This is a genomic window from Pseudomonas sp. NFX15 (genome assembly GCF_049132105.1).
Taxonomy (GTDB): Bacteria; Pseudomonadota; Gammaproteobacteria; order Pseudomonadales; family Pseudomonadaceae; genus Aquipseudomonas.
The window spans coordinates 257,817-281,504 of sequence record NZ_JAFMPV010000002.1 but is presented as its reverse complement, the minus strand read 5'-3'; the positions used below and the strand labels follow the sequence as shown (position 1 = coordinate 281,504).

Here is a 23,688-nt window from a genome sequence, read left to right as displayed (position 1 = left end):
CCCTAACCAGCGCAGTGCCTGCGGGCAAGATCAGCTTGGCGATTGCTTGGCCTTGGCGCGCATTTTATCGGCCATGACCGTCATTTCGTTGTAGAGCAATTGCGGGTTCTTCTGCTTGATCGCCCACGCCATGCGGCCCTGTTCGTGGGGCAGGATCATGAACTCGCCGGCGGCGACCTGCTGGTAGATGTAGTCGGCAATGTCAGCGGCGCTGATTGGCGAGTTTTCCAGCAATTTTCCAACCTGGGCCTTCATGGCCGGCGTCGGACCGCGGAAAGAGTCCAGCAGGTTGGTCTGGAAGAAGGACGGGCACACCACATGTACGCCGATTTCCTGGTGTGCCAGTTCGATCAACAGGCTTTCGGACAAGGCCACCACACCAGCCTTGGCCACGTTGTAGTTGCTCATCGCCGGACCTTGCATCAACGCCGCCATGGACGCGATGTTGATGATCTTGCCTTTGCTTTGCTCCAGCAGCGGCAGGAAAGCCTTGCAGCCCTTGACCACGCCCATCAGGTTGATCGCGATCTGCCAGTCCCAGTCCTCCAGGGACAACTCACTGAAAAAACCGCCCGACGCCACACCCGCGTTGTTGACGATGACATCAATGCCACCGAGCTTGACTTCACAGGCCTGGGCAAACGCCGTCAACTGGCTGTAGTCACGCACGTCGCAGCGCTGGATGAAACCCTCACCACCGGCTTCACGAACCAGCTTGAGGGTTTCCTGCAAGCCGGGCTCGCTGACATCGGACAAGGCCAGTTGCCAGCCTTCGCGCGCCCAGCGCAGCGCGATTTCGCGACCCAGGCCAGAGCCTGCACCAGTGATCATCATGCGATTTTGCATAACAGACAGCCTTGTTGTTCTCGGAAGATGCACCGAGTGTAGCGAAGGAAATTGCCCGATCCACGCTCCATCAGATTGCTGAATGGCCCGAGCAAACCCCGGCAGCGGCCGAAGCAACTAACGCAATTACAAGGAAATAAGAACGGGATCGAAATACTTCAAAAAAACTTGGAATTTTCTGCACTGCGCGAGAGTCGGATTTTTTAAGCAGCTCGAATTTACATCATTCCCGCTGACCTTAATTGGCATGGTTATTTCACTGCGCTTTCAACAAGGAAAAAGACATGGGCACAATACTTATCATTATTCTGATCCTGTTACTGATCGGTGGCCTGCCGGTCTTCCCGCACTCCAGAAGTTGGGGTTATGGCCCGTCCGGTATTATCGGGGTGGTGTTGGTGGTGCTGTTGATCCTGCTCTTGCTCGGCCGAATATAAAAACCGCCAGGCGAAAAAAGAGGCCCTCGCAGGGCCTCTTTTTATTGCGTCACAACTTACTGCACAGTGCCGTGAACCACACCGGCGGTGTTGTCCAAAAGGCTCTTGGTCGCGGTTTGCAGGAACGCTTCGAGCTTGAGTTTCAACTCGGCGGTACGCGCTGCATCGTCAATGATTTCGGCATGCGGCTTGCCGCCCATTTCATACTGGTACAACTTCGGCGCCATGTCCTTTTCCTTCGGCAGTACCAGGATCTGGTCGTCGCTGAGGATGGCGGTGGTTTGCTCGTTGCCTGATGGCTTGATCACGCCAAACCCCTTGTCGCCGGCGGGCAGGTTGAGCAGGTCGCGGCCCCAGCATTGCTGGCGGGTTTCGCCGCCCAGGCGGCCCATGATGGTCGGCACGATGTCGATCTGGGTGCCCACGGTATGGTCACGCTGGCCGAACTTTTCCTGGATACCCGGTGCAATCATCAGCATCGGGATATTGAAACGGCCCAGGTCCATTTCGGTGATCTGCTGTTCGTTGCCGAAACCGTGGTCACCGACAATGATAAACAGGGTTTCCTTGAAGTACGCCTCCTTGCGGGCCTTTTCAAAGAACTGACCCAGCGCCCAGTCCGCGTAACGCATGGCGGTCAAGTGCTCGTTCAGGGTGCCACGATTAGTCACGCGCTCGACCGGCAATGGTGTCGGCAAGGCGTAAGGCGTGTGGTTGGACAGGGTCTGCAGCAAGGCATAGAACGGCTTGCCGTTTTCCCGCGCCTTGAGCTCTTGCAGGCTGCGATCGAACATGTCCTGGTCGGACACGCCCCACGTCGGGTCAGAAAACACCGGGTTAACGAAGTCGTTACGACCGATGAAGTTGGTCATGCCCTGGTTGCTGAAGAAACCGGATTGGTTGTCCCAGGCGAAATCGCCGTTGTAGACATACACGTCGTCATAGTGACGGGCGCTGAGCAACTGCGGCAGGCCAGACAGCTTGTGGCTGCCTTCCGGGGTCTGCATCAGGTATTCGAAGCCCGGCAGGTTCGGGAAGCAACCCATGGTGGCGAACATGCCCTGGTGGGTATGCGTGCCGTTGGAGAAGAAACGGTCGAACAACAGGCCTTCCTTCGACAGCTTGTCGAGGTACGGCGTGATGTTGTCCGGGCCGCCCAAGGCACCGACCGAGTGACCGGCCATGCTTTCCATCAGGATCACGACGACATTCTTGATCGGCAGGGTCTTGTCGGCCGGCGGCGTGTAGTCACGGCGTACGGCGGCCTGGTCGGTGTCGACCAGTTTTTCGTCCGGCAGCACCAGCATGTCACGCACGATCTGCTGGGCCTGCTCTTGCGGCAATGTGGCTTTCCAGATGTTGTCGCGCTCTTCGGACATCCGGCTCTTGGCCGCTGCGACCAATTGCAGGGTACCGTTGAGACCCAGCTGGTTGGCGAAGATCGAGTTGGTGGTATACACGTCACCCCAGCGCAATGGCGGGCCCTGACGCAGGGTGCCACGGGCGGCAACCACGCAGATCAGCAGGCAAACCACGAACACTGCAATGCGCGCATACCATGGCGCAACCTGACGCGTGCCGACACTACCACCACTGAACGGGCCACGAGGACGGGTCGCACGATCGGCGCCCTTGAACGCCAGGCTGAGGATCCAGGTACCCACGGCCCAGGCCAGCAGGTAGCGAACCACCGGAAAACCGTACCAGAGCATGCTCATCACGGTTTTCGGGTCTTCCTTGACGTACTGGAAGACCAGGCCGTTGAGGCGCTGGTGGAATTCACGGTAGAAGTCCATCTCCATCAGTCCGAGGAACAGCGCAATGCTGGAGACCACCGTCAGCCACAGGCGCAACAGCCCGCGTGCCGCCATGGCCCGGACGCTGAACAATGCCAGCAGCAACGGAATGCTAAGGTAGACCACCAGGCGCAGGTCGAAACGCAGGCCGTTGGCGAACGCCTCAAGGAACGTCGAAGCCGGTGTGTCAAGGATCATCGAGCGGTTGTAAACCAACAGCGCGACGCGCAGCAGGCTGAACATGACCATCATGACCAGGGCGCACAACAGCGTGTAGGCCAGATGCGATTTGACGGTCGGTTGCAGCAGGCGACTAGAAGCTCGCTGCTGATTCAGGGCGTCCGGGATTGCCATGTCGTTTTAGGACCCATTTGGAAGTTGAAGTTTCAAAAAAAGCGGCGTCTTGCCCTCTTTTCAGGCCAGTGACCTGAGCCCGGGGATTGCGCGGTGCGCAAATGTTGCACGATCAACGGCAGCATTGCCATTGATAACTACCCTCATTACGACTCTTTCATCCTGCATTCGCAAATGCACGGCGTATTAAGGGAGAACCGGCGAATTGTCTTGGAGCCTTTGTGAAAATTTCGTGCAACGTATATCCGGAAACAAATTAAAGCCCCCTGCCACTGCAAAAACGCAAACGCCCCGAACCAGTCGGGGCGTTGTCATGTCACCGCGCTAGCAACAGCGCCATTATTTCTCGGCGCGTGCCTTGAGGGCTTTCAGGGTATTGAACGGTGAATCGACCACGAACTTGTTGGCGACCATCGACGGCACGCTGCCGCCGGGCTCGGTATGAACCTGGTAGGTCACTTCGATCTGGTCGCCCTTGGGCACGAATTTCCAGAAGCCGTCGACTTTGGCGACCCGCACAAAACCTTTTTCTTCAGGAAGGTACGTGGGCACGCCTTCCAGCTTGCGGGTCAGGCTGCCGTCGGCGCCTTCGGTGGTGGTGACGTGCAGCACCGAATCACGCGAGGTGACCGGCCAAGGCGTATTGAACTGGGTATAGGTCCAGCTCTGATCGCCTTCGCGCTTGAGCAATTTCTGGGTTTTGCATTCGTGAATCCAGGCGCAGGCACCGGATACGTCTTCCTGCAACGCGCGCAACTTGGCCATGGTGGTCTTCATCAGCGTAACGCCCTGGTACGCCTTGTAATCGGAGCCCGGTACTTCACTCAAGGAGACCTTGATGCCGTCTTCGTTCTTGGCCACTTTCCAGTCTTCGGCGAAGGCTGTCGAAGTCGCCATCACAACCGTCAATCCACACAGCACAGCAATACGATGCAGCGAACCCATAGTCTTGTTCCTTATTGTTGAAGTTCTGTTCGTTGGGCTTGCATCTGCGAATACCTTCAGGTTTTTCGCAGGTGAAGGTGCGAGCCCACACATCACGCCGCCGTCATTTGCTCCCACCAGCCAATCAACCGGATGGCTTCTTCGTCGCTGCTGCCACAGACCTCGAGGTCGGCTTCAAAGGCAGAACACACGGCAGGCCGTTGCGGCTGACCGAAAATGCTGCACAGATTCTCGGGGGTCAATTGCAGGCAACGCTCCCCCGCAGCTTTGCCGTTGGGCATACCGGGAATCGGTGAACTGATGGACGGGGCTATGCAACAAGCGCCACAGCCCTCACGGCATTTCATGACGACAAGCTCCTCGCGATGAGCAATGTATTTAAAGACGGGGCACAGAGTACCCGCTAAAACAGTTGTTTTAAATTACCTGCGAGCGGGTTTTTCGTGCAAACAGGTGTGACCGGCCAGTCTCCGACAAAGCGTCTGGTCTGCGGTTCTCGGATAGAGGGTAGGGTTTACTGCTTGAACTCGAAGTCGAGCGCCGCGCCTTCGACCTCGCGCCGCTCTTCGTTTCGCAGTTGCAGTTGCATTTCATTGGTCAGCAGGCGGCCGTTAAGCTGGAACGGGCTGCTTTTGTCACCAAACATCTGGGGCAGCAGCGGTTCACGCCGGATTAATGGCACCGTTCCGACCGGTTTGAGCTCTTGCACCATATCCTTGGGCAAGCTCAGGTCGAGCTTGGCGGGTGGCAATTCGGTCTTGACCATTTCGCTGGCGGGCTTGGATTTGGAAGCAATGGGCGGGCGTTTTTTTGCCGGCGTCGCTGGTTTTTTCACTGGCGCGTTTTTTTTTGCAGGGGCGGATTCGATCGGCGCGACATGAAAACTGCCGGTAGCCTGCTGGGTTTGCTCGTTAGCGGCAGCAACAAAAGTCGGCCGGATACTCACAAGCAAACAGAGCAAAAGCCCGGCGGCAGAAAAAATCGATTTCATGTATCCAACGGTGGGTGCAAACGGCAGGGGTGCATATGCTCGCCTGTTGCAGCCCACAAGACAAGCGCGGTAGCAACCTGTTACAAACCGCCCGCCATCTCTTGGCAGAGTTGGGTGGCCAGCATGCCCAAGGTCATCAACGCACGCTCTGCCTCACGGTTCCAGGGAATGCCACAGTTGAGTCGGATGCAGTGATTGAATTGCTCGGTATTACTGAAGATCAGCCCCGGGGCAATACTGATACCCTGCTGCAATGCCCGCACGTGCAACTCCTGGGTGTTGACCCGCCCCGGCAGGCTGACCCACAGAATGAAACCGCCCGTGGGCCGGGTCATCTGTGTGCCTTCCGGGAAGTACTGCTGCACCGCCAACTGGAAGGCGCTGAGGTTCTTCCGGTACTCCTGGCGGATGAAACGCAAATGCCGGTCGTAGCCACCATTCTCCAGGTAAGCGGCAATGCCCATCTGGGTCACGCTGCACGCGGAGTGTGTGCTGAAGGTCTGCAAGCGCTGGATTTCCTGCTGGTATTTGCCGGCAATCATCCAGCCAATGCGCACGCCCGGCGACAGGGTCTTGGAAAAGCTTGAGCAGTAAATCACTCGGTCCAGCCGGTCATAGGCCTTGAGTGACTTGGTGCGTCCTTGCTCAAACATCAGTTCGCCGTAGATATCGTCCTCGACAATCTGGATGTCGAAGTCCGACGCCAGGCGCAGCAATTGTTTCTGCCGTTCCTCGGGCATGGTGCCGCCCAATGGATTGCTCAATCGCGTGGTCAACACCAAGGCCTTGATCGACCATTGGTTGGCCGCCAGTTGCAGCGCTTCGAGGCTCATGCCCGTGGCCGGATCGCTGGGGATCTCGATGACCTTGAGGCCCAGCAGATCGGCCAGTTGCAATAATCCGTAATAGGTCGGCGACTCAGCAGCGATCAGGTCGCCGGGACGGGTCAGCACGCGCAAGGACATCTGCAGGGCATCGACGCAGCCGTGGGTGATCACCACTTCCGACGGATCCACCACCACCCCGGCATCGCGCATGCGAATCGCCACTTGTCGGCGCAACGGCTCGAATCCGGGGCTGAACATGTAGCTGAACGCCCGCGGACTATGAAAACGGGTGACCTTGGCCAATTGCTGATGCAGGGCCCGTACCGGCAGATAGTCGACGCTCGGCACTGCCGCCCCCAGCGGAAATACACCTTCACGACGGGATTCGACCAACACTTGCTGGATGATGCTGCTGCGGGTGACCAGCCCAGGGCGTTCAACCCGGGCGATGTCCGGCGTCGGCGCGGTGAGCGCAGGCGTCTGGTGCACGTAGTAGCCGGACTGCGGCCGGGCGCGGATCAGCCCCTGATCTTCGAGATTGGCATACGCCTGCAACACCGTTGCATGGCTGACATTGAGCTGCGAGCTCATTTTGCGCACCGAAGGCACGCGCTCTCCCGGCTGATAGACCCCACGGCGGATGTCTTCGGCCAGTTGTTGAGCAATACGTTGGTACAGCAAAAGATTGGTCATGACGCAGCACTCGATTTCACGGGCATTTTATTGTTGTGGGAAACAATACCGGAACAGTTTAGAAGTGTACTGGGACAGTTGCCACAATAGTCGACCATACAGTGCAGTGTCAGCAACATCTGTACTGTTTTGTGCGGTAATCGGCAGGCACAAAAAAGCCCGGCGCTGCATGGCAGGCCGGGCTTTCCAGCGACGCAACCGTTAGCGGGCGGCGCCGAGCTGGCCTTTTTCGTCGGAAAACACAATTTCTACCCGACGGTTCTGCGCACGGCCCCGTTCGGACGCATTGGCATCCACCGGGTACTCGTCGCCGTAACCTTCGACCTGGATGCGCTTGTCGTCGATCCCCAGGTCCATCAGCACGTCAGCCACCGATTGCGCGCGGTCGCGGGACAGCTTGAGGTTTTCCTGCTTGCCCCCGGTGCTGTCCGTGTAACCCTCGATTCGCACGACGCGCTTGGGGTTCAATTGCAGGAACTGCACGATCTTCAACACCACGCGGTTGGCCGAGGGTTTCAATTCCGCTTCGCCGGTGTCGAACAGCATGTCGCCCAAGGTCATCACCAGCCCCCGGTCGGTTTGGCTGGTGGTCAATGCCAGGATCTGCTCTTCGAGCCATTTGCCCTGCTGCTGCACATTGAACAGTTTGGATTCACGCAATTCCAATTGCAGGCGCTGGCGTTCCAGTTCGAGTTTTGCAGCTTGTTCTTCGTTGAGCACCTGGTGGGTGTGCTCCCGGGCAATCGCGCTATAGCGCTGGCTCAGGTAGGCGTACTGCACCACGTCGGCGCCGCTGCCCCAATAGCTGGACAGGCGGTCGGCACGGGCCAGGGACTCACCGGCGCGAATCACGTCCCTGGGAGCGATGCGCAATACGTTGGTGTCTTCCTTGACCTTCTGGAAGTCGGCACTGGCCTGCTGCAACGCGGTTTCACTGTGCTGGCCGGCACAACCAAAGAGGCTCGCACAACCGGCCAGGATCAAACCGCCGAGGGCTTTGCGATGGAGGCTCATTGGGCATCTCCCAGTTGCTTGCGCAGGCGGGCGATGCGGGTTTTAAGCACGTTCAACTGCTCCTCGCTCTTGGCCGTCAACACCTTGGCCTCGGCCAGGCGCGCGTCCAGTTCAGCCTGTTCGGCCCGCATACGCGCATTCTTGAAGGATTGGTCGGTCATGTTGCCCTGGGCACGGTTGAACTTGTCTTCGGCCAGCTTCATTTCCGGTACATCGTCTGCGGTGGCACCCACGGCCTTGGCCTGTTCGAGGGCCTGTTCAGTCAGGCGCATCTGTTCATTCGGCGCGGGATCGGTTGCACAGCCCGCCAGGGCCAACACCGCCACGGCAGCGAAAAGAGGTCGAATACTCACTAAATATCCCTACTGTTTTGGGGTACTGACGGGTTGTTGCGGGGTTTGTTTCTGTTGCGCAGTCCAGCGCTCGATGTTGCGTTGCAGCACAGCTTCCGTCAGTCCGGAGGCGGGCAATTCTGTCATCTTTTTGGCCAACTGTCCGCGCAACCACGGATCGTTGCAGGCCGAGTCGTGGGAGATCGCCAGATACAGGCCAGGCCTGTCGACCGGCAACGAACGGGCGTACAGATCAGCGCCAATGGCCAATGCCTGTGCAGTGGCCCTCCCCGAGTAACGTCCAGCCAGTACGTACTCGACCTCGCCCAGGAGCAATTTCTGAAAGGCCTGGGTCAGGTTGGGCGTGCGCGTGAGGGTGAGTTGTTGTCCGGCGAACGTGGTGAATTCCTGAGTCATTCGGGATTTTTCCGACACGGCACCAGGATGGCCATGCAGGTCTTGCGCTTCGTTGTAAGCCAGCGTCGAATCCTTGCGGGTCCAGACCAGATAGTCGTTTTCAAGCAAAGGGGGATGGATGTAATCCAGGGTTTCCAGTTCGCTGACCGTCAACGGTGCGTCCGCCAGCATATCCATGCGCCCGCTGCGCACTTCGTCCAGGGCCTGGGCACGTTTGCCGGCGTACAGCAGCTCGACCTTGAGTCCCAACTCCCCCGCCACTTGCTGCAACAAATCGGCGCTGGCTCCGATCAGGTGCTTGGGGTTCTGCGGGTCTTGCCAGAGGTACGGCGGCGCATCCGGGCTGCCAGTGACCACCAGGCGTTCGCATTTGCCGGCGGCGAAAGACAACGCAGGCACCAGTGCCAATCCCAGCAAGCTCCACGCAAGACGCAGATCCATGTCAGTTCACTCCACTCAAACCGGTTATGCCCTCCTGCAGGAGCGAGCTTGCACGCGAAGGGCGTCAACGATGACGCGTTCGTTCTGGATCACCGCGATGCAACTGATACCTTCGCGAGCAACTCGCTCCTACAGGCACCGATAACGACCAGGTAAAACGGGGGTAAAAAAAACCCGGCCAAAAGGCCGGGCTCTTTATAAGTGAAGCTGCCGGATTAGACCAGCTTCTCCAGCTCAGGGATGGCTTCGAACAGGTCAGCCACCAGGCCGTAGTCGGCCACCTGGAAGATCGGCGCTTCTTCGTCCTTGTTGATCGCAACGATCACTTTGGAGTCTTTCATGCCGGCCAGATGCTGGATCGCGCCGGAGATACCGACGGCGATGTACAGCTGTGGCGCAACGATCTTGCCGGTCTGACCGACCTGCATGTCGTTCGGTACGAAGCCTGCGTCGACCGCGGCGCGCGAAGCACCTACGGCTGCGCCCAGCTTGTCGGCCAGGGCATACAGGTGCTTGAAGTTGTCGCCGTTCTGCATGCCTCGGCCGCCGGAAACGACGATCTTGGCAGCGGTCAGTTCCGGACGATCGGACTTGGCCAGTTCTTCACCAACGAAGCTGGAGATGCCAGCGTCGTGAGCAGCGCCAACGGCTTCGACAGCCGCCGAACCACCGGTCGCAACAACCGGGTCGAAACCGGTGGCACGTACGGTGATCACTTTCACGGCAGCGTTCGATTGAACGGTAGCGATGGCGTTACCGGCGTAGATCGGACGCTTGAAGGTATCAGCGCTTTCGACCGAGATGATCTCGGAGATCTGGTCAACGTCCAGTGCAGCGGCAACGCGCGGCAGGATGTTTTTGCCGTTGGAAGTAGCGGCAGCCAGGATGTGGCTGTAGCCCTTGCCCAACTCTGCTACCAGAGGAGCGACATTTTCCGGCAGCTGGTGAGCGTAGGCAGCGTTATCAGCTACCAGCACTTTAGCCACGCCAGCGATTTTCGCAGCAGCTTCAGCCACGGCGCCAACGCCTTGACCAGCAACCAGAACGTGGATATCACCACCAATCTTGGCGGCGGCAGCCACAGTATTCAGCGTGGCCGGGGCCACTACTTTGTTGTCGTGTTCAGCAATAACCAAGATAGTCATTTAGATTACCTTCGCTTCGTTTTTCAGTTTCTCGACCAGTTCAGCCACCGACTTGACCTTGATACCCGCGCTGCGTGCAGCAGGCGCTTCGACTTTCAAGGTCTTGTTGGTGGAGGCCGTGGAAACGCCCAAAGCGTCCGGAGTCAGCACTTCGAGAGGCTTCTTCTTGGCTTTCATGATGTTTGGCAGAGACGCATAGCGCGGCTCGTTCAAACGCAGGTCGGTGGTGACGATGGCCGGCAGTTTCAGGGAAACGGTCTGCGCGCCGCCGTCGATTTCGCGGGTGACAGCGACGCTGTCGCCGCTGATTTCGACTTTCGAAGCGAACGTGCCCTGACCGTAACCGCTCAATGCAGCGAGCATCTGGCCAGTCTGGTTGTTGTCGCTGTCGATGGCTTGTTTGCCAAGGATCACCAGCTGAGGCTGTTCCTTGTCGACAACGGCCTTCAACAGTTTGGCAACGGCCAGGGAAGTCAGATCTTCGGCGGATTCGACGAGGATGGCGCGGTCGCAGCCCAGAGCCAGCGCAGTGCGCAGTTGCTCTTGAGCGGTGGACGGGCCGACGGAGACGACGACGATTTCAGTCGCAACACCTTTTTCTTTCAGGCGTACGGCTTCTTCAACGGCGATCTCGCAGAACGGGTTCATCGACATCTTGACGTTGGCAAGATCGACGCCGGAATTGTCCGCCTTGACGCGAACCTTGACGTTGTAATCCACAACGCGTTTGACAGCTACAAGAACCTTCATGGATTCCTCGTTACTCTCCGGTGAAAAGAAAGTCGCCTAGGCGAACCTGGCGGTTGATGCTCATCGGGCGCAAGGGCACCTCTAAAAACGCCGGCAAACGTGTCAAGTGACCCTCGCTCATGATCTGGATGACCATTCGTCAGTGGTGACTGACGAGTCATTCAACATCGCGGCGTGTAAACTGCGCGTCAAACCCGCGCGGCGTATCACTCTCTACGGCCATCGCCCTGTCTTTAGAGGTGCTCTTGAAACCAACAGTCAGCCTACGGCGAGCGCAAAACCGCCCGTATCTTGACCGGAACGCCTATTCCGGTCAATACGCCAAAATAGCCGTTCATATGGCGCGTGACTTTGATTTCTCTGGCTTTGAGGCAATTCAAACAAACGTTTGTATTGGACGCTGAGAGTGGTGTAGATATAATGCGCCACCCAAAGAGAAAGGTGGTCAATCGTTTGTCCGCTTCCGGCGTTGCGCCGGAATTCATGGATGCGACACCCGACTTACAAATTAGAAAAAAAACTGTTGAGCCTTGAGTAGGAGATAACCTGTGGAACGCGAATACATGGAATTCGACGTGGTCATCGTCGGTGCCGGCCCCGCTGGTCTTTCCGCTGCCTGCCGCTTGAAGCAGAAGGCTGCGCAAGCCGGTAAGGAAATCAGCGTCTGCGTGGTCGAAAAAGGCTCCGAAGTCGGTGCTCACATTCTGTCCGGTGCCGTGTTCGAACCGCGCGCCCTGAACGAACTGTTCCCGGACTGGAAAGAACTGGGTGCGCCGCTGAACACACCGGTCACCCGCGATGACATCTTCGTGTTGAAAAACGCCGAAAGCGCGCAGAAAGTTCCCGACTTCTTTGTGCCCAAGACCATGCACAACGAAGGTAACTACATCATCTCCCTGGGCAACCTGTGCCGCTGGCTGGCCCAGCAGGCCGAGAACCTGGGCGTGGAAATCTACCCGGGCTTCGCCGCTCAGGAAGCGCTGATCGATGAGAACGGCGTAGTACGCGGGATCATCACCGGTGACCTCGGTGTCGACCGCGAAGGTCACCCGAAGGAAGGCCTGTACACCCCTGGCATGGAATTGCGCGGCAAGTACACGCTGTTCGCCGAAGGCTGCCGTGGCCATATCGGCAAACAGCTGATCAAGCGCTTCAACCTCGACAGCGATGCCGACGCCCAGCACTACGGCATCGGCCTGAAGGAAATCTGGGAAATCGACCCGGCCAAACACCAGCCAGGCCTGGTGGTGCACACCGCCGGTTGGCCGATGGACATCATGGGCTCCGAAAACACCGGCGGCTCCTTCCTCTATCACCTGGAAAACAACCAGGTGGTCGTCGGCCTGATCGTCGACCTGTCCTACAGCAACACTTACCTGTCGCCGTTCGACGAGTTCCAGCGCCTCAAGCATCATCCGGTGCTCAAGCAGTACCTGGAAGGCGGCAAGCGCATCAGCTACGGCGCGCGCGCCATCTGCAAAGGCGGCCTGAACTCGCTGCCGAAAATGGTCTTCAAGGGCGGCGCGCTGATCGGTTGCGACCTCGGCACCCTGAACTTCGCCAAGATCAAGGGCAGCCACACCGCGATGAAGTCCGGCATGCTCGCCGCTGAGTCGGTGGCTGAAGCGCTGTTCGCCGAGAAAGATGGCACTGAAGAGCTGACCACTTACGTCGACGCGTTCAAGAAGAGCTGGCTCTACGAAGAACTGTTCGCCAGCCGCAACTTCGGCCCGGCGATCCACAAGTTCGGCGCGATCGTCGGTGGCGGTTTCAACTGGCTCGACCAGAACATCTTCGGCGGCAAACTGCCGTTTACCCTGCACGACACCAAGCCCGATTACGCTTGCCTCAAGCTCGCGGCCGACTGCAAGAAGATCGACTATCCGAAACCCGATGGCAAAATCAGCTTCGACAAGTTGAGCTCGGTATTCATCTCCGGTACCAACCACGAAGAAGAGCAGCCTTGCCACCTGAAGCTGACCGATCCGAGCATACCGATCAGCAAGAACCTGCCGCTGTACGATGAGCCGGCACAGCGTTACTGCCCGGCTGGCGTGTATGAAGTGATCACCAAGGAAGACGGCGAGAAGCGCTTCCAGATCAACGCCCAGAACTGCGTTCACTGCAAGACCTGCGACATCAAGGACCCTTCGCAGAACATCACCTGGGTGACGCCGGAAGGCGCTGGCGGCCCGACTTACCCGAACATGTAAGCCGAACGCCGAACATCAAGGCTCCCTGAACGGGGGCCTTTTTGTTGCCTGCAATTTTAACAACACCACATAACCAGTGTAGGTGTTTTGTGTTTAAACCTTGAGGCCAAGCTCTGCCGACAGACGGGCCGTGACGCCTTTGATCAATGGAATCAGCTCGGCCATTTTTTCAAGCGGCATATACGGCACGGTACTGGCGATACTGATACCGGCAACGATGCGCTTGCTGGCATCGCGGACCGGCGCGGCCACGCAACGGATCGATGGCTCGTTATCTTCCAGATCGAAGGCGTAGCCGCCGGCCACGTACTCGACCATGCGCTGCTCAAACTGCTCCCAGGATTGCTGCGGATGCTGCGGCCAGAACAGGTTTTTCCCACCCACCGGCAGGCTGACTTCGTACAGGCGCTGCCACTCTTGCGGCGAATCATCGAGCATCAAGGCTTTACCGATCCCGGTGCGCGCCAACGGCATGCGGTGGCCGACCCGCGAACGCATTTCCGGGCCATTGCGCCCCGGATTCTTGTGCAGGTACAGCACTTCGTCGCCTTCACGAATCGCCAGGTGAACGGTGTCGCCAGTCAAAGCCGACAACTCATCCAGATACGGCCCTGCCAACGTCACCAACGGCAATTCTTCACGGGCCTGAAAGCCCAGTTCGATCAGCTTCGGCCCCAACAGATAACCGACTTGCGGCACCACCCGCAGATATCGTTCGTCCACCAGGCAACTGGCCAGGCGATGGGTGGTGCTGCGCGTGGTGCCGATCAGCCGGGCGATTTCCTTGAGATCGCGGGCGCCGCTGGCCACGGCCTGAACCACACCCAGGCCGCGAAGCAGAGTCTGGGTGCCGGTCGGTGCGGCGTCCTTGGCGATTTTTGGGGCGTCTTCCTGCATATCCAGCCTTTACCGTTGAGCGAGTGAACGGGCGGCATTATGGTCGCCCGCGTGCCACGACTACAACTTGATACGCTCGACCTTACCCACCAGCAGGATGTAGGACAGCGCGCCAATCAACGCCAACACCGAGATGTAGGTGATCGCCGGGGCAAAGGAGTCACCCGTCGCGAGGAAGCCGATCACGATAGGCGTGGCAATCGCCGACAGGTTGCCGATGAAGTTGAACACCCCGCCGGTGAGCCCGAGCAAACGAGCCGGCGCCAGGGTCGACACCAGCGACCAGGTAATCGACGCCAGGCCATTGCCGAAGAACGCCAACGCAAGGAAGGCAATTACCAACGGCGTTGACTCGACAAAGTTGGCGCCGATGATCGAGGTGGAAATCAGCAAGCCGCTGATGATCGGCAGCTTGCGGGCAAAGCCGACGGTGTAGCCGCGACGGATCAAAAAGTCCGAAAAGAACCCGGAACACAGCACGCCTACGAACGCGGCGAGAAACGGCAGCGAGGCCAACAGGCCGGACTTGATGAAGTCCATGCCACGGTATTTCACCAGGTAGGTCGGGAACCAGGTGAGGAAAAACCACAGGGTCGAATTGAGGCAGAACTGCCCCAGGTAAATGCCCCAGAGCTTGCGTTTGGTCAGGACGATACCCAGGTCGGTCCAGCTGAATTTGGCTTTGACCTTGGCTTGTTCGGCCTGAATATCCACCAGCCCGCCGCCCTCGCGAATCAAGTTGATTTCCGCGTCATTGGCACCCTTGAAATCCCGTGGCTCGCGATACACCGCGTACCAGATCAGCGCCCACAGAATGCCTACTGCGCCGGTGGTGACAAACACCATGTGCCAACCAAATTCGTGCTGCAGCCAGGCCAGTACCGGCGTCAGGAATGCCAGGCCAACGAACTGCCCGGAGGTGTAGAACCCGATGGCCGTGGCGCGTTCGCGCTCGGGGAACCAGGTGGTGACCACGCGGCTGTTGATCGGATAAGCCGGCGCTTCCAGTGCGCCGACCGCCATTCGCAACACGAACAGCGCAATGAAGCTCGCAGCGAAGCCGAGCATCACCGTGGCCACCGACCACAGCAGCAATGCGATGCTGTAGAGGATCCGTGGCGGCACGCGATCCACCAGCCAGCCGCCAGGAATCTGCATGGCGGCGTAGGTCCAGCCGAAGGCGGAGAAAATCAGGCCGACATGGATCGGGTCGATGCCCAGCTCACTGGTCAGTGCCGGGGCGGCAATCGACAGGTTGCTGCGGTCCAGGTAGTTGATGACCACGGTGATGAACAGCAGCACCATGATGAAAAATCGCTTGCGACTGGGCGTCACCAACGACGCCTGCCCGGTGAGGGTTTGCGGTTGCATGGGGAGTGCCTCTTCTTATGTTTATTGAGGTCGTTCTAACGACTGACGCAGACCCCTTGTAGGAGTGAGCCTGCTCGCGATAGCGGTGTGTCATTCAGCATTGATGTCGCCTGACACACCATCGCGAGCAGGCTCGCTCCTACAGGGGATTTGTGGTGGGTCAGAGATCACTCACCACTCGGCAAAACTGCCATCGGCATGACGCCAGATCGGGTTGCGCCAGCGGTGGCCTATGGCGGCGCGTTCGACTACGTATTCCTCATTGATCTCGATGCCCAGGCCCGGGCCGTTCGGGATCTTCACGAAGCCTTTGTCGTAGTCGAACACCCGTGGGTCTTTGACGTAGTCAAGCAGGTCGTTGCTCTCGTTGTAATGGATGCCCAGGCTCTGTTCCTGGATGAACGCGTTGTAGCAGGCTGCATCCAGTTGCAGGCAGGCCGCCAGGGCAATCGGGCCCAGCGGGCAATGCAGCGCCAGTGCCACGTCGTAGGCTTCGGCCATGCTGGCGATCTTGCGGGTTTCGGTGATGCCGCCGGCGTGGGATGCATCGGGCTGGATGATGTCGACATAGCCTTCGCTGAGCACGCGCTTGAAATCCCAGCGCGAGAACAGCCGCTCACCGAGGGCAATCGGCGTGCTGGTCAGCGGCGCCAGTTCCTTCAGCGCTTCGTAGTTTTCGCTGAGCACCGGCTCTTCGATGAACATCAATTTGTACGGGTCGAGTTCCTTCATCAGCACCTTGGCCATCGGCTTGTGCACCCGGCCATGGAAGTCCACACCGATGCCGACGTTCGGGCCGACTGCATCGCGCACGGCAGCGACGTTGGCCAGGGCCTGATCGACCTTGTCGAAGGTGTCGAGGAACTGCAGCTCTTCGGTGCCGTTCATTTTCACCGCGGTGAAGCCACGCTCGACCGCCTCTTTTGCAGCACGCGCCGTGTCCGCCGGACGGTCACCGCCGATCCATGAATACACACGAATCTTGTCGCGCACCTGACCGCCCAGCAGGTCGCTGACCGACACCCCCAGCGCCTTGCCCTTGATGTCCCACAACGCCTGGTCGATACCGGCCAGGGCGCTCATGTGGATCGCACCGCCGCGGTAGAAGCCACCGCGATATAGCACGGTCCAGATGTCTTCGATGTTGCGCGGGTCCTTGCCGATCAGGTAGTCGGACAACTCTTCAACGGCCGCGGCAACGGTGTGGGCACGGCCTTCAACCACGGGCTCGCCCCAACCGGTGACGCCCTCGTCGGTTTCGACTTTCAGGAAGCACCAGCGCGGCGGAACGATGAAGGTCGTCAGTTTGGTGATTTTCATCTTTAGGCTCTCTTATTGGATGCAGCGCACGCAGCGCCAAAAAGTCTTAGCGAAGGGCTTTCCAGGCAGCGATGTAGGCCTTGGCATTGGCCGCCACTTGGTCAGGCGTCATGCCCGGCTTGAACAGGCCGGAACCGAGGCCGAAGCCTTTGACGCCCGCGTCGATAAACACCTGCATGTTGTCCGGGGTGATGCCGCCGACCGGCGCCAGGATCGTTCCGGCAGGCAACACGGCGAGCCAGGCTTTGACGACCGCGGGGCCCATCTGCTCGGCCGGAAACAGTTTGAGAATGTCGGCGCCAGCGGCCAGTGCAGCGAAGGCTTCGGTCGGCGTGGCCACGCCCGGCGCCAGCGACAGCCCCGCCGCCTTCGCCGCACGCAACACTTGCGGGTCGCTATGGGGCATGACGATCAATTGGCCACCCGCCGCTTTCACTTGCTCGACCTGCTCCGGCGACAGCACCGTGCCGGCGCCGATCAGGCAATCGGCGGGCAAGGTACTGCGCAGGATGCGGATACTGTCGTAGGGCTCCGGGGAATTGAGCGGCACTTCGATGACGCGAAATCCGGCGGCGTACAGGACTTCGCCGATGGCGGCGGCTTCCTGCGGGCGCAGGCCACGGAGGATCGCGATCAGGCCGTTTTGCGCCAGCGCTTGTTTGAGCATGTCAGGTCTCCAGACAGGTTTAACGGGAGGCGGTGGACGTAACCAGTCCGGCGGCCAGTGCCAGTTGCCACAATCCGCGTTCGGTGGCCTGTTCGGCCAGGGTCACCCGGGCAAAGCCGCAGGCGTCGAGCGCACGGCTGTAGCGGGTGCAGAGTTGGGTATTGCCGATGAGGATGATCGACGGCAGGTGCACACTGTTGCGTCGGCGTCGCTGGACGTTGGCCAGGGCCGACAATTCGTGGCCGATCAACAAGCCGGACAGATAGTCCGCCTGGGCGGTGGCGCTCAGTTCGCCGGTCAGGCCCAGGCTGCGGGCGCTGAACATGGTCGACAGCGGACCGGTTTCACCGTCCGCCGACAACGCGACTTGCACGCCACGGTCAAACCCCTCGCCATCGAAAGAGCCGCCCTGCTGCTGGGTACGCCCCAGAATGCTGTGTTGGCTGAGCACGGCGAAGACTTCGCCGGTCATGAAAGTGTCGAAATGCACGATGCAGCCATCGGCCACTTCCACCCATTTCGAATGACTGCCCGGCAGGCCGATGAGCGCGTCGGCGCCCGCCTCGCTCGACAGGTTCTGCAGCACACCGAGCACCTGGGTTTCTTCACCGCGCATCACGTTCGGCAGACGCGAACGCTGGATGACGCCGGGCACGATGTGCACATCGACGCCGCGCAAGCTGCGCACGGTTTGCAGTGACGTGCCGAGGTTGGCAACGTTGGCCGGCGTCTCGCAGTAGGCCGCTTCACGCCAGCCTTGGGCGCTGCCGACCATGCCGCAGGCAATCACCGGCAGATTCGGCTGGGCATCGAGCCAGTCGCCGCACGCCTCATCGAAGGCCAGTTCAAAACCATCGGCACATTCAAACCCGCCAATGCTTCGCGGTGCTTTTGGCAACTGCATGATCCCCGAGGACAGCGAGCGCTGTTCGAGCACCTGCCCGCCTTCGGCCAGTTTGTAAGCACGTAATGAGGTTGTCCCCCAGTCGAGCGCGATCAATTGCGCCTGCATCGCTTCACCTGTTTTGGTTTTTGGGCAGTGAGTGAGCGGGACTATAAACCTGCACGAACGAAAATCTCAATATATAAATACAACTCCCACATATTGGGATGTACTTATTCAGGCAAAAAAAAGATCGCAGCCCCCTTTCGAAGGCTGCGATCTTTTAACGACGATCAGTTACCCACGGCAAAATCCCGCAGTATCGCGCCATCCATCCGGTAACGAACCCACTCTTCCTGCGGTTGCGCACCGAGGGATTTATAGAACTCGATGGCCGGCGTGTTCCACTCCAGCACGCTCCACTCGAAACGCCCGCAGTCGTTGGCGCAGGCGATTTTCGCCAGGTGCCGCAGCAGCGTCTTGCCGGCGCCACCGCCGCGCTGTTCCGGGGTGATGTAAAGGTCTTCGAGGTACAGGCAATTGCTGCCTAGCCAGGTGGAATAGCTGAAGAAGAACACCGCGAAACCGATGGGTGCACCGTCGCGCAGGCAGATCAGGCCATGGGCGGTGGCGCCTTCGCTGAACAGGCTGCGCTCGATGTCGGCAACGCTGGCGATGACTTCATGGCGGGCACGTTCGTAGTCGGCCAGTTCAGTGATGAACGCGAGGATTTGCGGTGCGTCACTGGGGGTCGCCGGGCGGATTTCGATCGTCATGGACGTGCCTTGTCAAAAGTGGAAAACGCCATACTAAGGCGGCGCGAGACACTCGTCACATAGGAAATCATTGTGGCGAGGGGGCTTGCCCCCGCTGGCCTGCGAAGCGGGCCCTTTCATTGCGACTGCGTTCCCTCAGTAAGACAGCGGTACTTTTACCGGGGTTGCTGCGCAACCCAACGGGGGCAAGCCCCCTCGCCACAAAAGCTGACCCGCCGCTGGGGCATTACTCCGCCCCCCACTAACCCTGGAATCGATAACCTCGCACCTAACATTTCTGTCCTGCGTGGTTAGATAGCGGCGCTGCTCATTTATCCGGTCAAGGAACCGCGTCATGTCTACCGCAACACCCCAAGTTTCAAGCAAGTTGTTCGGCCTGTTCTGCCTCGCCAGTTACCTGTTGTCCCTGTCCTACGGCTCGACGTTTTTGCTCTCGCTGCTGATCAGCTCGCGCGGTGGTAACGAACACGATGCCGGGAGTGTGATTTCGGCGGCGATGCTCAGCACCTTTGCGGCCGTGATCGTTTCCGGTCACCTGTCCGATTTGCTCGGTGCTGCCCGATCCGTGGCGCTGTTCGGCGTCTTGCTGGTGGCCGCCAGCCTGGGCTTCGCGCTGACGCCGGGCTTCGGTCATTGGTTGTTGTTTTTCGGTCTGCTGCTGGGCCTTGGCTGGGGCGTGTTCTACACCCTCGGGCCGATCATCGTCGCCAGCCTGGTGACACCGGCACAACGTGCCAAATACTTCGCCCTGCTCTCGGGCAGCATGATGACCGGGATCGGCAGCGGGCCGTTGCTCGGGCGAGCGGCCAGTGCCCTCGGCTATCCGGTGACAGCGGCGTTTTATCTGGCCGCGCTGGCCAGCCTGATCGGTGTCCTGCTGTTCTGGCGCCTGGACCGGCAACTGAAACAGACCGCGGTGCAATCGAGCGCCGTGTCGCGAATTTCCTGGCGAGCAGCCGGCCAGGTGCTGTCGTCCAGAGCGGTGTTCCCGATCATCATGGTCGGCCTGGGCGGTTGTGTGTTCGGCGGACTGTCGAGTTTCCAGACCAGCTATGCAGCGGCACGTTCGCTCGACTATTCGCTGTTCTTTCTCGGCTTCATGAGCGCTGCGATCGGCAGCCGCATGCTGATCGCCGGCTTCGTGGTCAAGCGCGATCCGTTTCGCGCTTCATGCCTGCTTTGCGGGTTGATGCTGGGGTCAATATTGCTGTTTGGCTACGTCGTCGATAGTGGCTTGAGCTACGTGCTCGCGGCGGCGATGCTCGGCATCGGCTACGGCCTGACCTATTCGGTGATCAACGGCCTGGCGGCCAATGAAGCGCCAAACGGCACCACCGCACAATCCTTGCTGCTGTTCAGCCTGTCGTACTTCATCGGCGTGTTCGGCTTTCCGCTGCTGGCCGGGAAAATCATCGTCGAGCATGGCATGGCCACGCTGTTGCTCACGGTACTGGCAGTGGCCACGCTCAACTGGCTGATTACCGTGGGTCGTTTGATCTGGCGTCGGGCCACGGCCCACAAGGCGTTGCAACAGGCCTGAGCCGTTCGTCGCACTTCAGGCACCCTTTGCGCACGGGGGCGGACTAATCAGGTAGGACTCTACTCGTTGGAGACAACACCATGATCCTGTCCAGGTTGACCGCCCTCGCCCTCAGCGCGTTGCTGTCCAGTGTCACGCTCGCCGGGACCCTTGGCTCCAGCACCGGCCCGACCAATCCGGTGGAAAAACCCAGGGCGCCCGCTATCCAGAGCGCCCCCGGTATGAACACCGATGGCACCACCATCGATCAAAACCTGCCACCGTCCACCGGCACCGACCCGCGCAGCCAAGGCAACGACATGGGCCGCCAGGGCGGGACGAACCTGCCCGACAGCAAAACACCCAGCAGCGGCGGCCTCGGTTCGAGCACCACCGACAGCTCGGGCAAGGAAGGCGGCATCAGCCAATAGCCCAGCCACAACGTGATTCAAGGAGAATCCCCATGCCTCGTGGAAGCTAATGGCCTCTTCGCGGGCGAGCCCGCTCCTACAAGTTCTGCGCTGAACCCTGTGGGAGGGGGTTTGCCCGCGAAGACGATAGCTCAGTCGCTGAAGGTCGTGCTGATCCACTCATCCACCTCAACCGTCCCCGGCGAAGTCGCCGGCCCCCAGCGAGTCACAGCCAGCGCAGCCGCCGCATTGGCCCGACGTGCCGCCTCAAACGCCGACAAGCCTTGCGCCAGCCCCGCCACAAACACCCCGGCATGGGCATCACCGGCGCCATTGCTGTCCACTGCATCGACCTTGAACCCCGGCACATGCCGACGCTCGCCGTACTGGCTGACCCAACAGCCGTTGGGCCCGTCGCGCACCACCATCAGCGCCTTGGTCGACAGGTGCTGAGCCATGCAATCCAGCGCTTCGGTGATGTCCGAGGCGCCGGTAAATTTCAGCGCTTCCACGGCATTGCTGGTCCAGACATCGATGCGGGCTAGCAAGGCTTGCATCATCGGTTCGTCCGGCGAATTCACCAGCGGTCCCGGATCGAACACCACGTTGACGCCGCGGGGCAGCGCCAGCGTCCAGTCCACCAAGGCCTGCGCCTTGCCGACGTGCAACAGACTGTAGCCACTGAGGTACACATAATCGCCCGCCTCGGCCGGTACGCTGGCCAGGTCCTGCGCGCTCAACTCCCCTTCGGCGCCGATATAGGACACGAAGCTGCGCTCGGCGGACGCGTCGGTAATGGCCACGCACAGCCCGGTGTCGCGTGCGGCGCGGTCGGTTATGCCGATTCGAATGCCTTCGGCGTTCATTGCCTCGCGAGCCAGGTCACCGAATCGCCCGGTGCCATGGCGCCCGAGGTAAACCACCGGCAAGCCGTTACGCTGGGCCGCGGCCATTACATTGAAGCCGCCGCCGGCTTCGAAGCTGGCGGATTGCGCCAACACGTCACCGCCCGCTTCGGGCAGTTTGTCCACGGCCATGACCAGGTCGATGATGACCTGGCCGGTGTGCAGCATTCTAGGCATGAGCATTCTCGACCTGCGCGGCGCGACGATCTTTCGCCCCGCCCAGTACAAAGTAAATCCCGCCAGCCACCACGAACGTCACGATCCAGCCGAGACCGTTGTGGCCCAGCCACGAGTCGCTGAGGAAACCCTTGAACCAGGTATTGTCCGCCGTGGTGCCGATGGTGGTGAAACTGAAACCCAGCATGATGGCGATGGCCCACGCCCCGAAGGCACGCCACTCGATGCCACCGCGATACCAATAGGCGCTCGTCGGGCTGACGTCGAGCAAGTCCTTGGGGCTGTAGTAGTGACGGTGAATCAGGTCGACGATGAAGATCCCGACCCACGCGGTGATCGGCACCGCGAGCAGAGAAATGAAGGTAATGAACGGGCCGTAGAAACTGTCGGCGATCAGCATGAAGTAGATGGAACCTGCGAAGATCGCCACGATGTCCACCACCACCGCGTATACGCGCTTGACCTTGAGGCCGAGGGTCAGGGTGGTCAAGCCGGCGGAATACACCGACAGGTTGTTCGACAGCAGCAGGCCACCGAACGCGGTGATCAGGTACGGCACGGCCATCCAGGTCGGCAGCATGTCGCGGATCGCAATGATCGGGTCAGTGGCTTGGGCCAGGTCGTTGTTGCCCACCGACAACAGACCGCCGAGGGTAATCAGCAGCACCAGCGGGATCCCCGCACCGAACGCTGCCGACGCCACCAATCGCACCGCTTTGACACTGCGGTGCTGGTAGCGCGACATGCCCGCCCCGGCGTTGGCCCAACCGATGCCGGTGCCGGCGGCCATGGTGCCGACGCCGATGATCATTGCGCTGAGCGGCGCGGGCGTGGCGTTGAACACCGCGCTCCAGTCGATGGTGGCGCAGAGGAAGCCGCCGACCAGAATGTTCAGCCCGCCGAACACGTAGGTGGCCCACTTCTGGATCATCAGCAAGGTCGCATGGCCGAGGCCGGACACCGACAAGGTCAGCAGCACGAAAATCGCGATGAACACCAGGGTCAGCACCGGCGCGCTCTTGGCTTGCACCGGCGAACCGAACAGGATCGAGCACAGCGACAGCAGCACGAATGCCGCGGTGGTGGTGTTGACGGTTTCCCAGCCCAGGCGCGACATCAGCGAGACCAGCGTCGGGCCGATATTGCCGCGTACCCCGAAGATCGCTCGCGACAAGGTCAGGCTCGGTGCACGGCCACGACGACCGGCGATGGAGATGATCCCGACCACCGCGAAAGAGCCGGCGGCACCGAGGATCGCGACGATGATCGCCTGCCAGATCGCCAACCCGCGAAACGCCACGAGGGTCGCGCCCAGCGGCAGGCCGAGGATGGAAATGTTGGCGGCGAACCAGACCCAGAACAACTGCAGCGGATGCCCGTTGCACTCGGCTTCCGGCACCGGTTCGATGCCCCGGGTTTCCAGTTGCCCGGCGCTTTGCCCGGCGTTGGTTGAACTCATGAAAAATGCTCCTGTTTGCCTTTCTTGTGGTTGTGGCAATGACGCAAAACGATAAGACATGTGTGGCGAGGGAGCTTGCTCCCTCGCCACAGGAAATCGGATC

General features: G+C 60.0%; 23 protein-coding genes. 4 read left to right on the top strand and 19 right to left on the bottom strand.

The features are described 5' to 3' along the window. Positions 1–30: 30 nt before the first annotated feature. A complete protein-coding gene (locus tag J1D76_RS03470; protein WP_421137039.1) occupies positions 31–846 on the bottom strand; it encodes an SDR family oxidoreductase in 816 nt (271 codons plus the stop codon). Positions 847–1,130: 284 nt separating this feature from the next. Here J1D76_RS03470 and J1D76_RS03465 point away from each other — a divergent pair, with 284 nt between their 5' ends. Continuing rightward, positions 1,131–1,283, top strand: a complete 153-nt coding sequence (locus J1D76_RS03465) for a DUF3309 family protein (protein WP_007973689.1) — start codon at positions 1,131–1,133, stop codon at positions 1,281–1,283. Between the two features lie 56 nt (positions 1,284–1,339). Here the strand turns inward: J1D76_RS03465 and J1D76_RS03460 are convergent, their stop codons facing one another. The 10 genes from J1D76_RS03460 to J1D76_RS03415 form a co-directional block, all read right to left on the bottom strand. After that, positions 1,340–3,433, bottom strand: a complete 2,094-nt coding sequence (locus J1D76_RS03460) for an LTA synthase family protein (protein WP_421137038.1) — start codon at positions 3,431–3,433, stop codon at positions 1,340–1,342. A gap of 339 nt (positions 3,434–3,772) precedes the next feature. After that, positions 3,773–4,378, bottom strand: a complete 606-nt coding sequence (locus J1D76_RS03455) for an START domain-containing protein (RefSeq protein WP_421137037.1) — start codon at positions 4,376–4,378, stop codon at positions 3,773–3,775. 92 nt (positions 4,379–4,470) lie between these two features. Further along, positions 4,471–4,725 (bottom strand): YkgJ family cysteine cluster protein, encoded by a 255-nt coding sequence (locus tag J1D76_RS03450; protein ID WP_421137036.1) that lies wholly within the window; start codon positions 4,723–4,725, stop codon positions 4,471–4,473. Positions 4,726–4,892: 167 nt separating this feature from the next. Further along, entirely contained in the window at positions 4,893–5,369 is a 477-nt protein-coding gene (locus tag J1D76_RS03445) for a translation initiation factor 2 (protein ID WP_421137035.1), read from the bottom strand. Positions 5,370–5,449: 80 nt separating this feature from the next. Continuing rightward, positions 5,450–6,889, bottom strand: coding sequence for a PLP-dependent aminotransferase family protein (locus J1D76_RS03440; RefSeq protein ID WP_008050371.1), 1,440 nt, complete (start codon positions 6,887–6,889; stop codon positions 5,450–5,452). Between the two features lie 201 nt (positions 6,890–7,090). Next, complete coding sequence (locus J1D76_RS03435) at positions 7,091–7,903, bottom strand: OmpA family protein (protein WP_421137034.1); 813 nt, start codon at positions 7,901–7,903, stop codon at positions 7,091–7,093. Further along, complete coding sequence (locus J1D76_RS03430) at positions 7,900–8,256, bottom strand: DUF4398 domain-containing protein (protein ID WP_421137033.1); 357 nt, start codon at positions 8,254–8,256, stop codon at positions 7,900–7,902. The genes J1D76_RS03435 and J1D76_RS03430 overlap by 4 nt, the downstream gene beginning before the upstream one ends. A 9-nt stretch (positions 8,257–8,265) precedes the next feature. After that, complete coding sequence (locus J1D76_RS03425) at positions 8,266–9,093, bottom strand: substrate-binding periplasmic protein (RefSeq protein WP_421137032.1); 828 nt, start codon at positions 9,091–9,093, stop codon at positions 8,266–8,268. Between the two features lie 215 nt (positions 9,094–9,308). Beyond that, a complete protein-coding gene (locus tag J1D76_RS03420) occupies positions 9,309–10,238 on the bottom strand; it encodes an electron transfer flavoprotein subunit alpha/FixB family protein (RefSeq protein ID WP_421137031.1) in 930 nt (309 codons plus the stop codon). Continuing rightward, entirely contained in the window at positions 10,239–10,988 is a 750-nt protein-coding gene (locus tag J1D76_RS03415; RefSeq protein ID WP_421137030.1) for an electron transfer flavoprotein subunit beta/FixA family protein, read from the bottom strand. Between the two features lie 548 nt (positions 10,989–11,536). Between J1D76_RS03415 and J1D76_RS03410 the strand changes: the two genes are divergently transcribed. Next, positions 11,537–13,201, top strand: a complete 1,665-nt coding sequence (locus J1D76_RS03410) for an electron transfer flavoprotein-ubiquinone oxidoreductase (RefSeq protein WP_421137029.1) — start codon at positions 11,537–11,539, stop codon at positions 13,199–13,201. A gap of 93 nt (positions 13,202–13,294) precedes the next feature. Here J1D76_RS03410 and J1D76_RS03405 read toward each other — a convergent pair whose 3' ends face one another. The 6 genes from J1D76_RS03405 to J1D76_RS03380 all read right to left on the bottom strand — a co-directional run bounded on the left by J1D76_RS03405 (position 13,295) and on the right by J1D76_RS03380 (position 19,115). Continuing rightward, positions 13,295–14,098, bottom strand: a complete 804-nt coding sequence (locus J1D76_RS03405) for an IclR family transcriptional regulator (protein WP_421137028.1) — start codon at positions 14,096–14,098, stop codon at positions 13,295–13,297. A gap of 60 nt (positions 14,099–14,158) precedes the next feature. Further along, positions 14,159–15,469, bottom strand: a complete 1,311-nt coding sequence (locus J1D76_RS03400; RefSeq protein ID WP_421137027.1) for an MFS transporter — start codon at positions 15,467–15,469, stop codon at positions 14,159–14,161. A gap of 171 nt (positions 15,470–15,640) precedes the next feature. After that, positions 15,641–16,789, bottom strand: coding sequence for a galactonate dehydratase (gene dgoD / locus J1D76_RS03395; RefSeq protein WP_421137026.1), 1,149 nt, complete (start codon positions 16,787–16,789; stop codon positions 15,641–15,643). Positions 16,790–16,835: 46 nt separating this feature from the next. Further along, positions 16,836–17,456, bottom strand: coding sequence for a 2-dehydro-3-deoxy-6-phosphogalactonate aldolase (locus J1D76_RS03390; RefSeq protein ID WP_421137025.1), 621 nt, complete (start codon positions 17,454–17,456; stop codon positions 16,836–16,838). 19 nt (positions 17,457–17,475) lie between these two features. After that, positions 17,476–18,468, bottom strand: a complete 993-nt coding sequence (locus J1D76_RS03385; RefSeq protein ID WP_421137024.1) for a 2-dehydro-3-deoxygalactonokinase — start codon at positions 18,466–18,468, stop codon at positions 17,476–17,478. 164 nt (positions 18,469–18,632) lie between these two features. Further along, the gene (locus J1D76_RS03380) at positions 18,633–19,115 is read right to left on the bottom strand and encodes a GNAT family N-acetyltransferase (protein WP_421137023.1); all 483 of its coding nucleotides are present in this window, start codon (positions 19,113–19,115) and stop codon (positions 18,633–18,635) included. 334 nt (positions 19,116–19,449) lie between these two features. Between J1D76_RS03380 and J1D76_RS03375 the strand changes: the two genes are divergently transcribed. Beyond that, entirely contained in the window at positions 19,450–20,655 is a 1,206-nt protein-coding gene (locus J1D76_RS03375) for an MFS transporter (RefSeq protein ID WP_421137022.1), read from the top strand. A gap of 80 nt (positions 20,656–20,735) precedes the next feature. Continuing rightward, the gene (locus J1D76_RS03370; RefSeq protein ID WP_421137021.1) at positions 20,736–21,065 is read left to right on the top strand and encodes a hypothetical protein; all 330 of its coding nucleotides are present in this window, start codon (positions 20,736–20,738) and stop codon (positions 21,063–21,065) included. 131 nt (positions 21,066–21,196) lie between these two features. On the opposite strand, the gene J1D76_RS03365 is transcribed toward J1D76_RS03370, so the two are convergent. Both J1D76_RS03365 and J1D76_RS03360 read right to left on the bottom strand, forming a co-directional pair. Then, positions 21,197–22,126, bottom strand: a complete 930-nt coding sequence (locus J1D76_RS03365) for a PfkB family carbohydrate kinase (RefSeq protein WP_421137020.1) — start codon at positions 22,124–22,126, stop codon at positions 21,197–21,199. Continuing rightward, the gene (locus J1D76_RS03360; protein ID WP_421137019.1) at positions 22,119–23,585 is read right to left on the bottom strand and encodes a purine-cytosine permease family protein; all 1,467 of its coding nucleotides are present in this window, start codon (positions 23,583–23,585) and stop codon (positions 22,119–22,121) included. Before J1D76_RS03360 ends, J1D76_RS03365 begins: the two co-directional genes overlap by 8 nt. Positions 23,586–23,688 lie beyond the last annotated feature (103 nt).

Excerpts from the sequence above, each read along its gene's own strand:
- J1D76_RS03365 (WP_421137020.1), bottom strand. The coding sequence starts at position 22,126 with ATGCCTAGAATGCTGCACACCGGCCAGGTCATCATCGACCTGGTCATG.
- J1D76_RS03370 (WP_421137021.1), top strand. The coding sequence starts at position 20,736 with ATGATCCTGTCCAGGTTGACCGCCCTCGCCCTCAGCGCGTTGCTGTCC.
- J1D76_RS03375 (WP_421137022.1), top strand. The coding sequence starts at position 19,450 with ATGTCTACCGCAACACCCCAAGTTTCAAGCAAGTTGTTCGGCCTGTTC.
- J1D76_RS03440 (WP_008050371.1), bottom strand. The coding sequence starts at position 6,889 with ATGACCAATCTTTTGCTGTACCAACGTATTGCTCAACAACTGGCCGAA.
- J1D76_RS03400 (WP_421137027.1), bottom strand. The coding sequence starts at position 15,469 with ATGCAACCGCAAACCCTCACCGGGCAGGCGTCGTTGGTGACGCCCAGT.
- J1D76_RS03460 (WP_421137038.1), bottom strand. The coding sequence starts at position 3,433 with ATGGCAATCCCGGACGCCCTGAATCAGCAGCGAGCTTCTAGTCGCCTG.
- J1D76_RS03380 (WP_421137023.1), bottom strand. The coding sequence starts at position 19,115 with ATGACGATCGAAATCCGCCCGGCGACCCCCAGTGACGCACCGCAAATC.
- J1D76_RS03470 (WP_421137039.1), bottom strand. The coding sequence starts at position 846 with ATGCAAAATCGCATGATGATCACTGGTGCAGGCTCTGGCCTGGGTCGC.
- J1D76_RS03465 (WP_007973689.1), top strand. The coding sequence starts at position 1,131 with ATGGGCACAATACTTATCATTATTCTGATCCTGTTACTGATCGGTGGC.
- J1D76_RS03405 (WP_421137028.1), bottom strand. The coding sequence starts at position 14,098 with ATGCAGGAAGACGCCCCAAAAATCGCCAAGGACGCCGCACCGACCGGC.
- J1D76_RS03450 (WP_421137036.1), bottom strand. The coding sequence starts at position 4,725 with ATGAAATGCCGTGAGGGCTGTGGCGCTTGTTGCATAGCCCCGTCCATC.
- J1D76_RS03360 (WP_421137019.1), bottom strand. The coding sequence starts at position 23,585 with ATGAGTTCAACCAACGCCGGGCAAAGCGCCGGGCAACTGGAAACCCGG.
- dgoD (WP_421137026.1), bottom strand. The coding sequence starts at position 16,789 with ATGAAAATCACCAAACTGACGACCTTCATCGTTCCGCCGCGCTGGTGC.
- J1D76_RS03390 (WP_421137025.1), bottom strand. The coding sequence starts at position 17,456 with ATGCTCAAACAAGCGCTGGCGCAAAACGGCCTGATCGCGATCCTCCGT.
- J1D76_RS03445 (WP_421137035.1), bottom strand. The coding sequence starts at position 5,369 with ATGAAATCGATTTTTTCTGCCGCCGGGCTTTTGCTCTGTTTGCTTGTG.
- J1D76_RS03425 (WP_421137032.1), bottom strand. The coding sequence starts at position 9,093 with ATGGATCTGCGTCTTGCGTGGAGCTTGCTGGGATTGGCACTGGTGCCT.
- J1D76_RS03435 (WP_421137034.1), bottom strand. The coding sequence starts at position 7,903 with ATGAGCCTCCATCGCAAAGCCCTCGGCGGTTTGATCCTGGCCGGTTGT.
- J1D76_RS03420 (WP_421137031.1), bottom strand. The coding sequence starts at position 10,238 with ATGACTATCTTGGTTATTGCTGAACACGACAACAAAGTAGTGGCCCCG.
- J1D76_RS03455 (WP_421137037.1), bottom strand. The coding sequence starts at position 4,378 with ATGGGTTCGCTGCATCGTATTGCTGTGCTGTGTGGATTGACGGTTGTG.
- J1D76_RS03415 (WP_421137030.1), bottom strand. The coding sequence starts at position 10,988 with ATGAAGGTTCTTGTAGCTGTCAAACGCGTTGTGGATTACAACGTCAAG.
- J1D76_RS03385 (WP_421137024.1), bottom strand. The coding sequence starts at position 18,468 with ATGCAGGCGCAATTGATCGCGCTCGACTGGGGGACAACCTCATTACGT.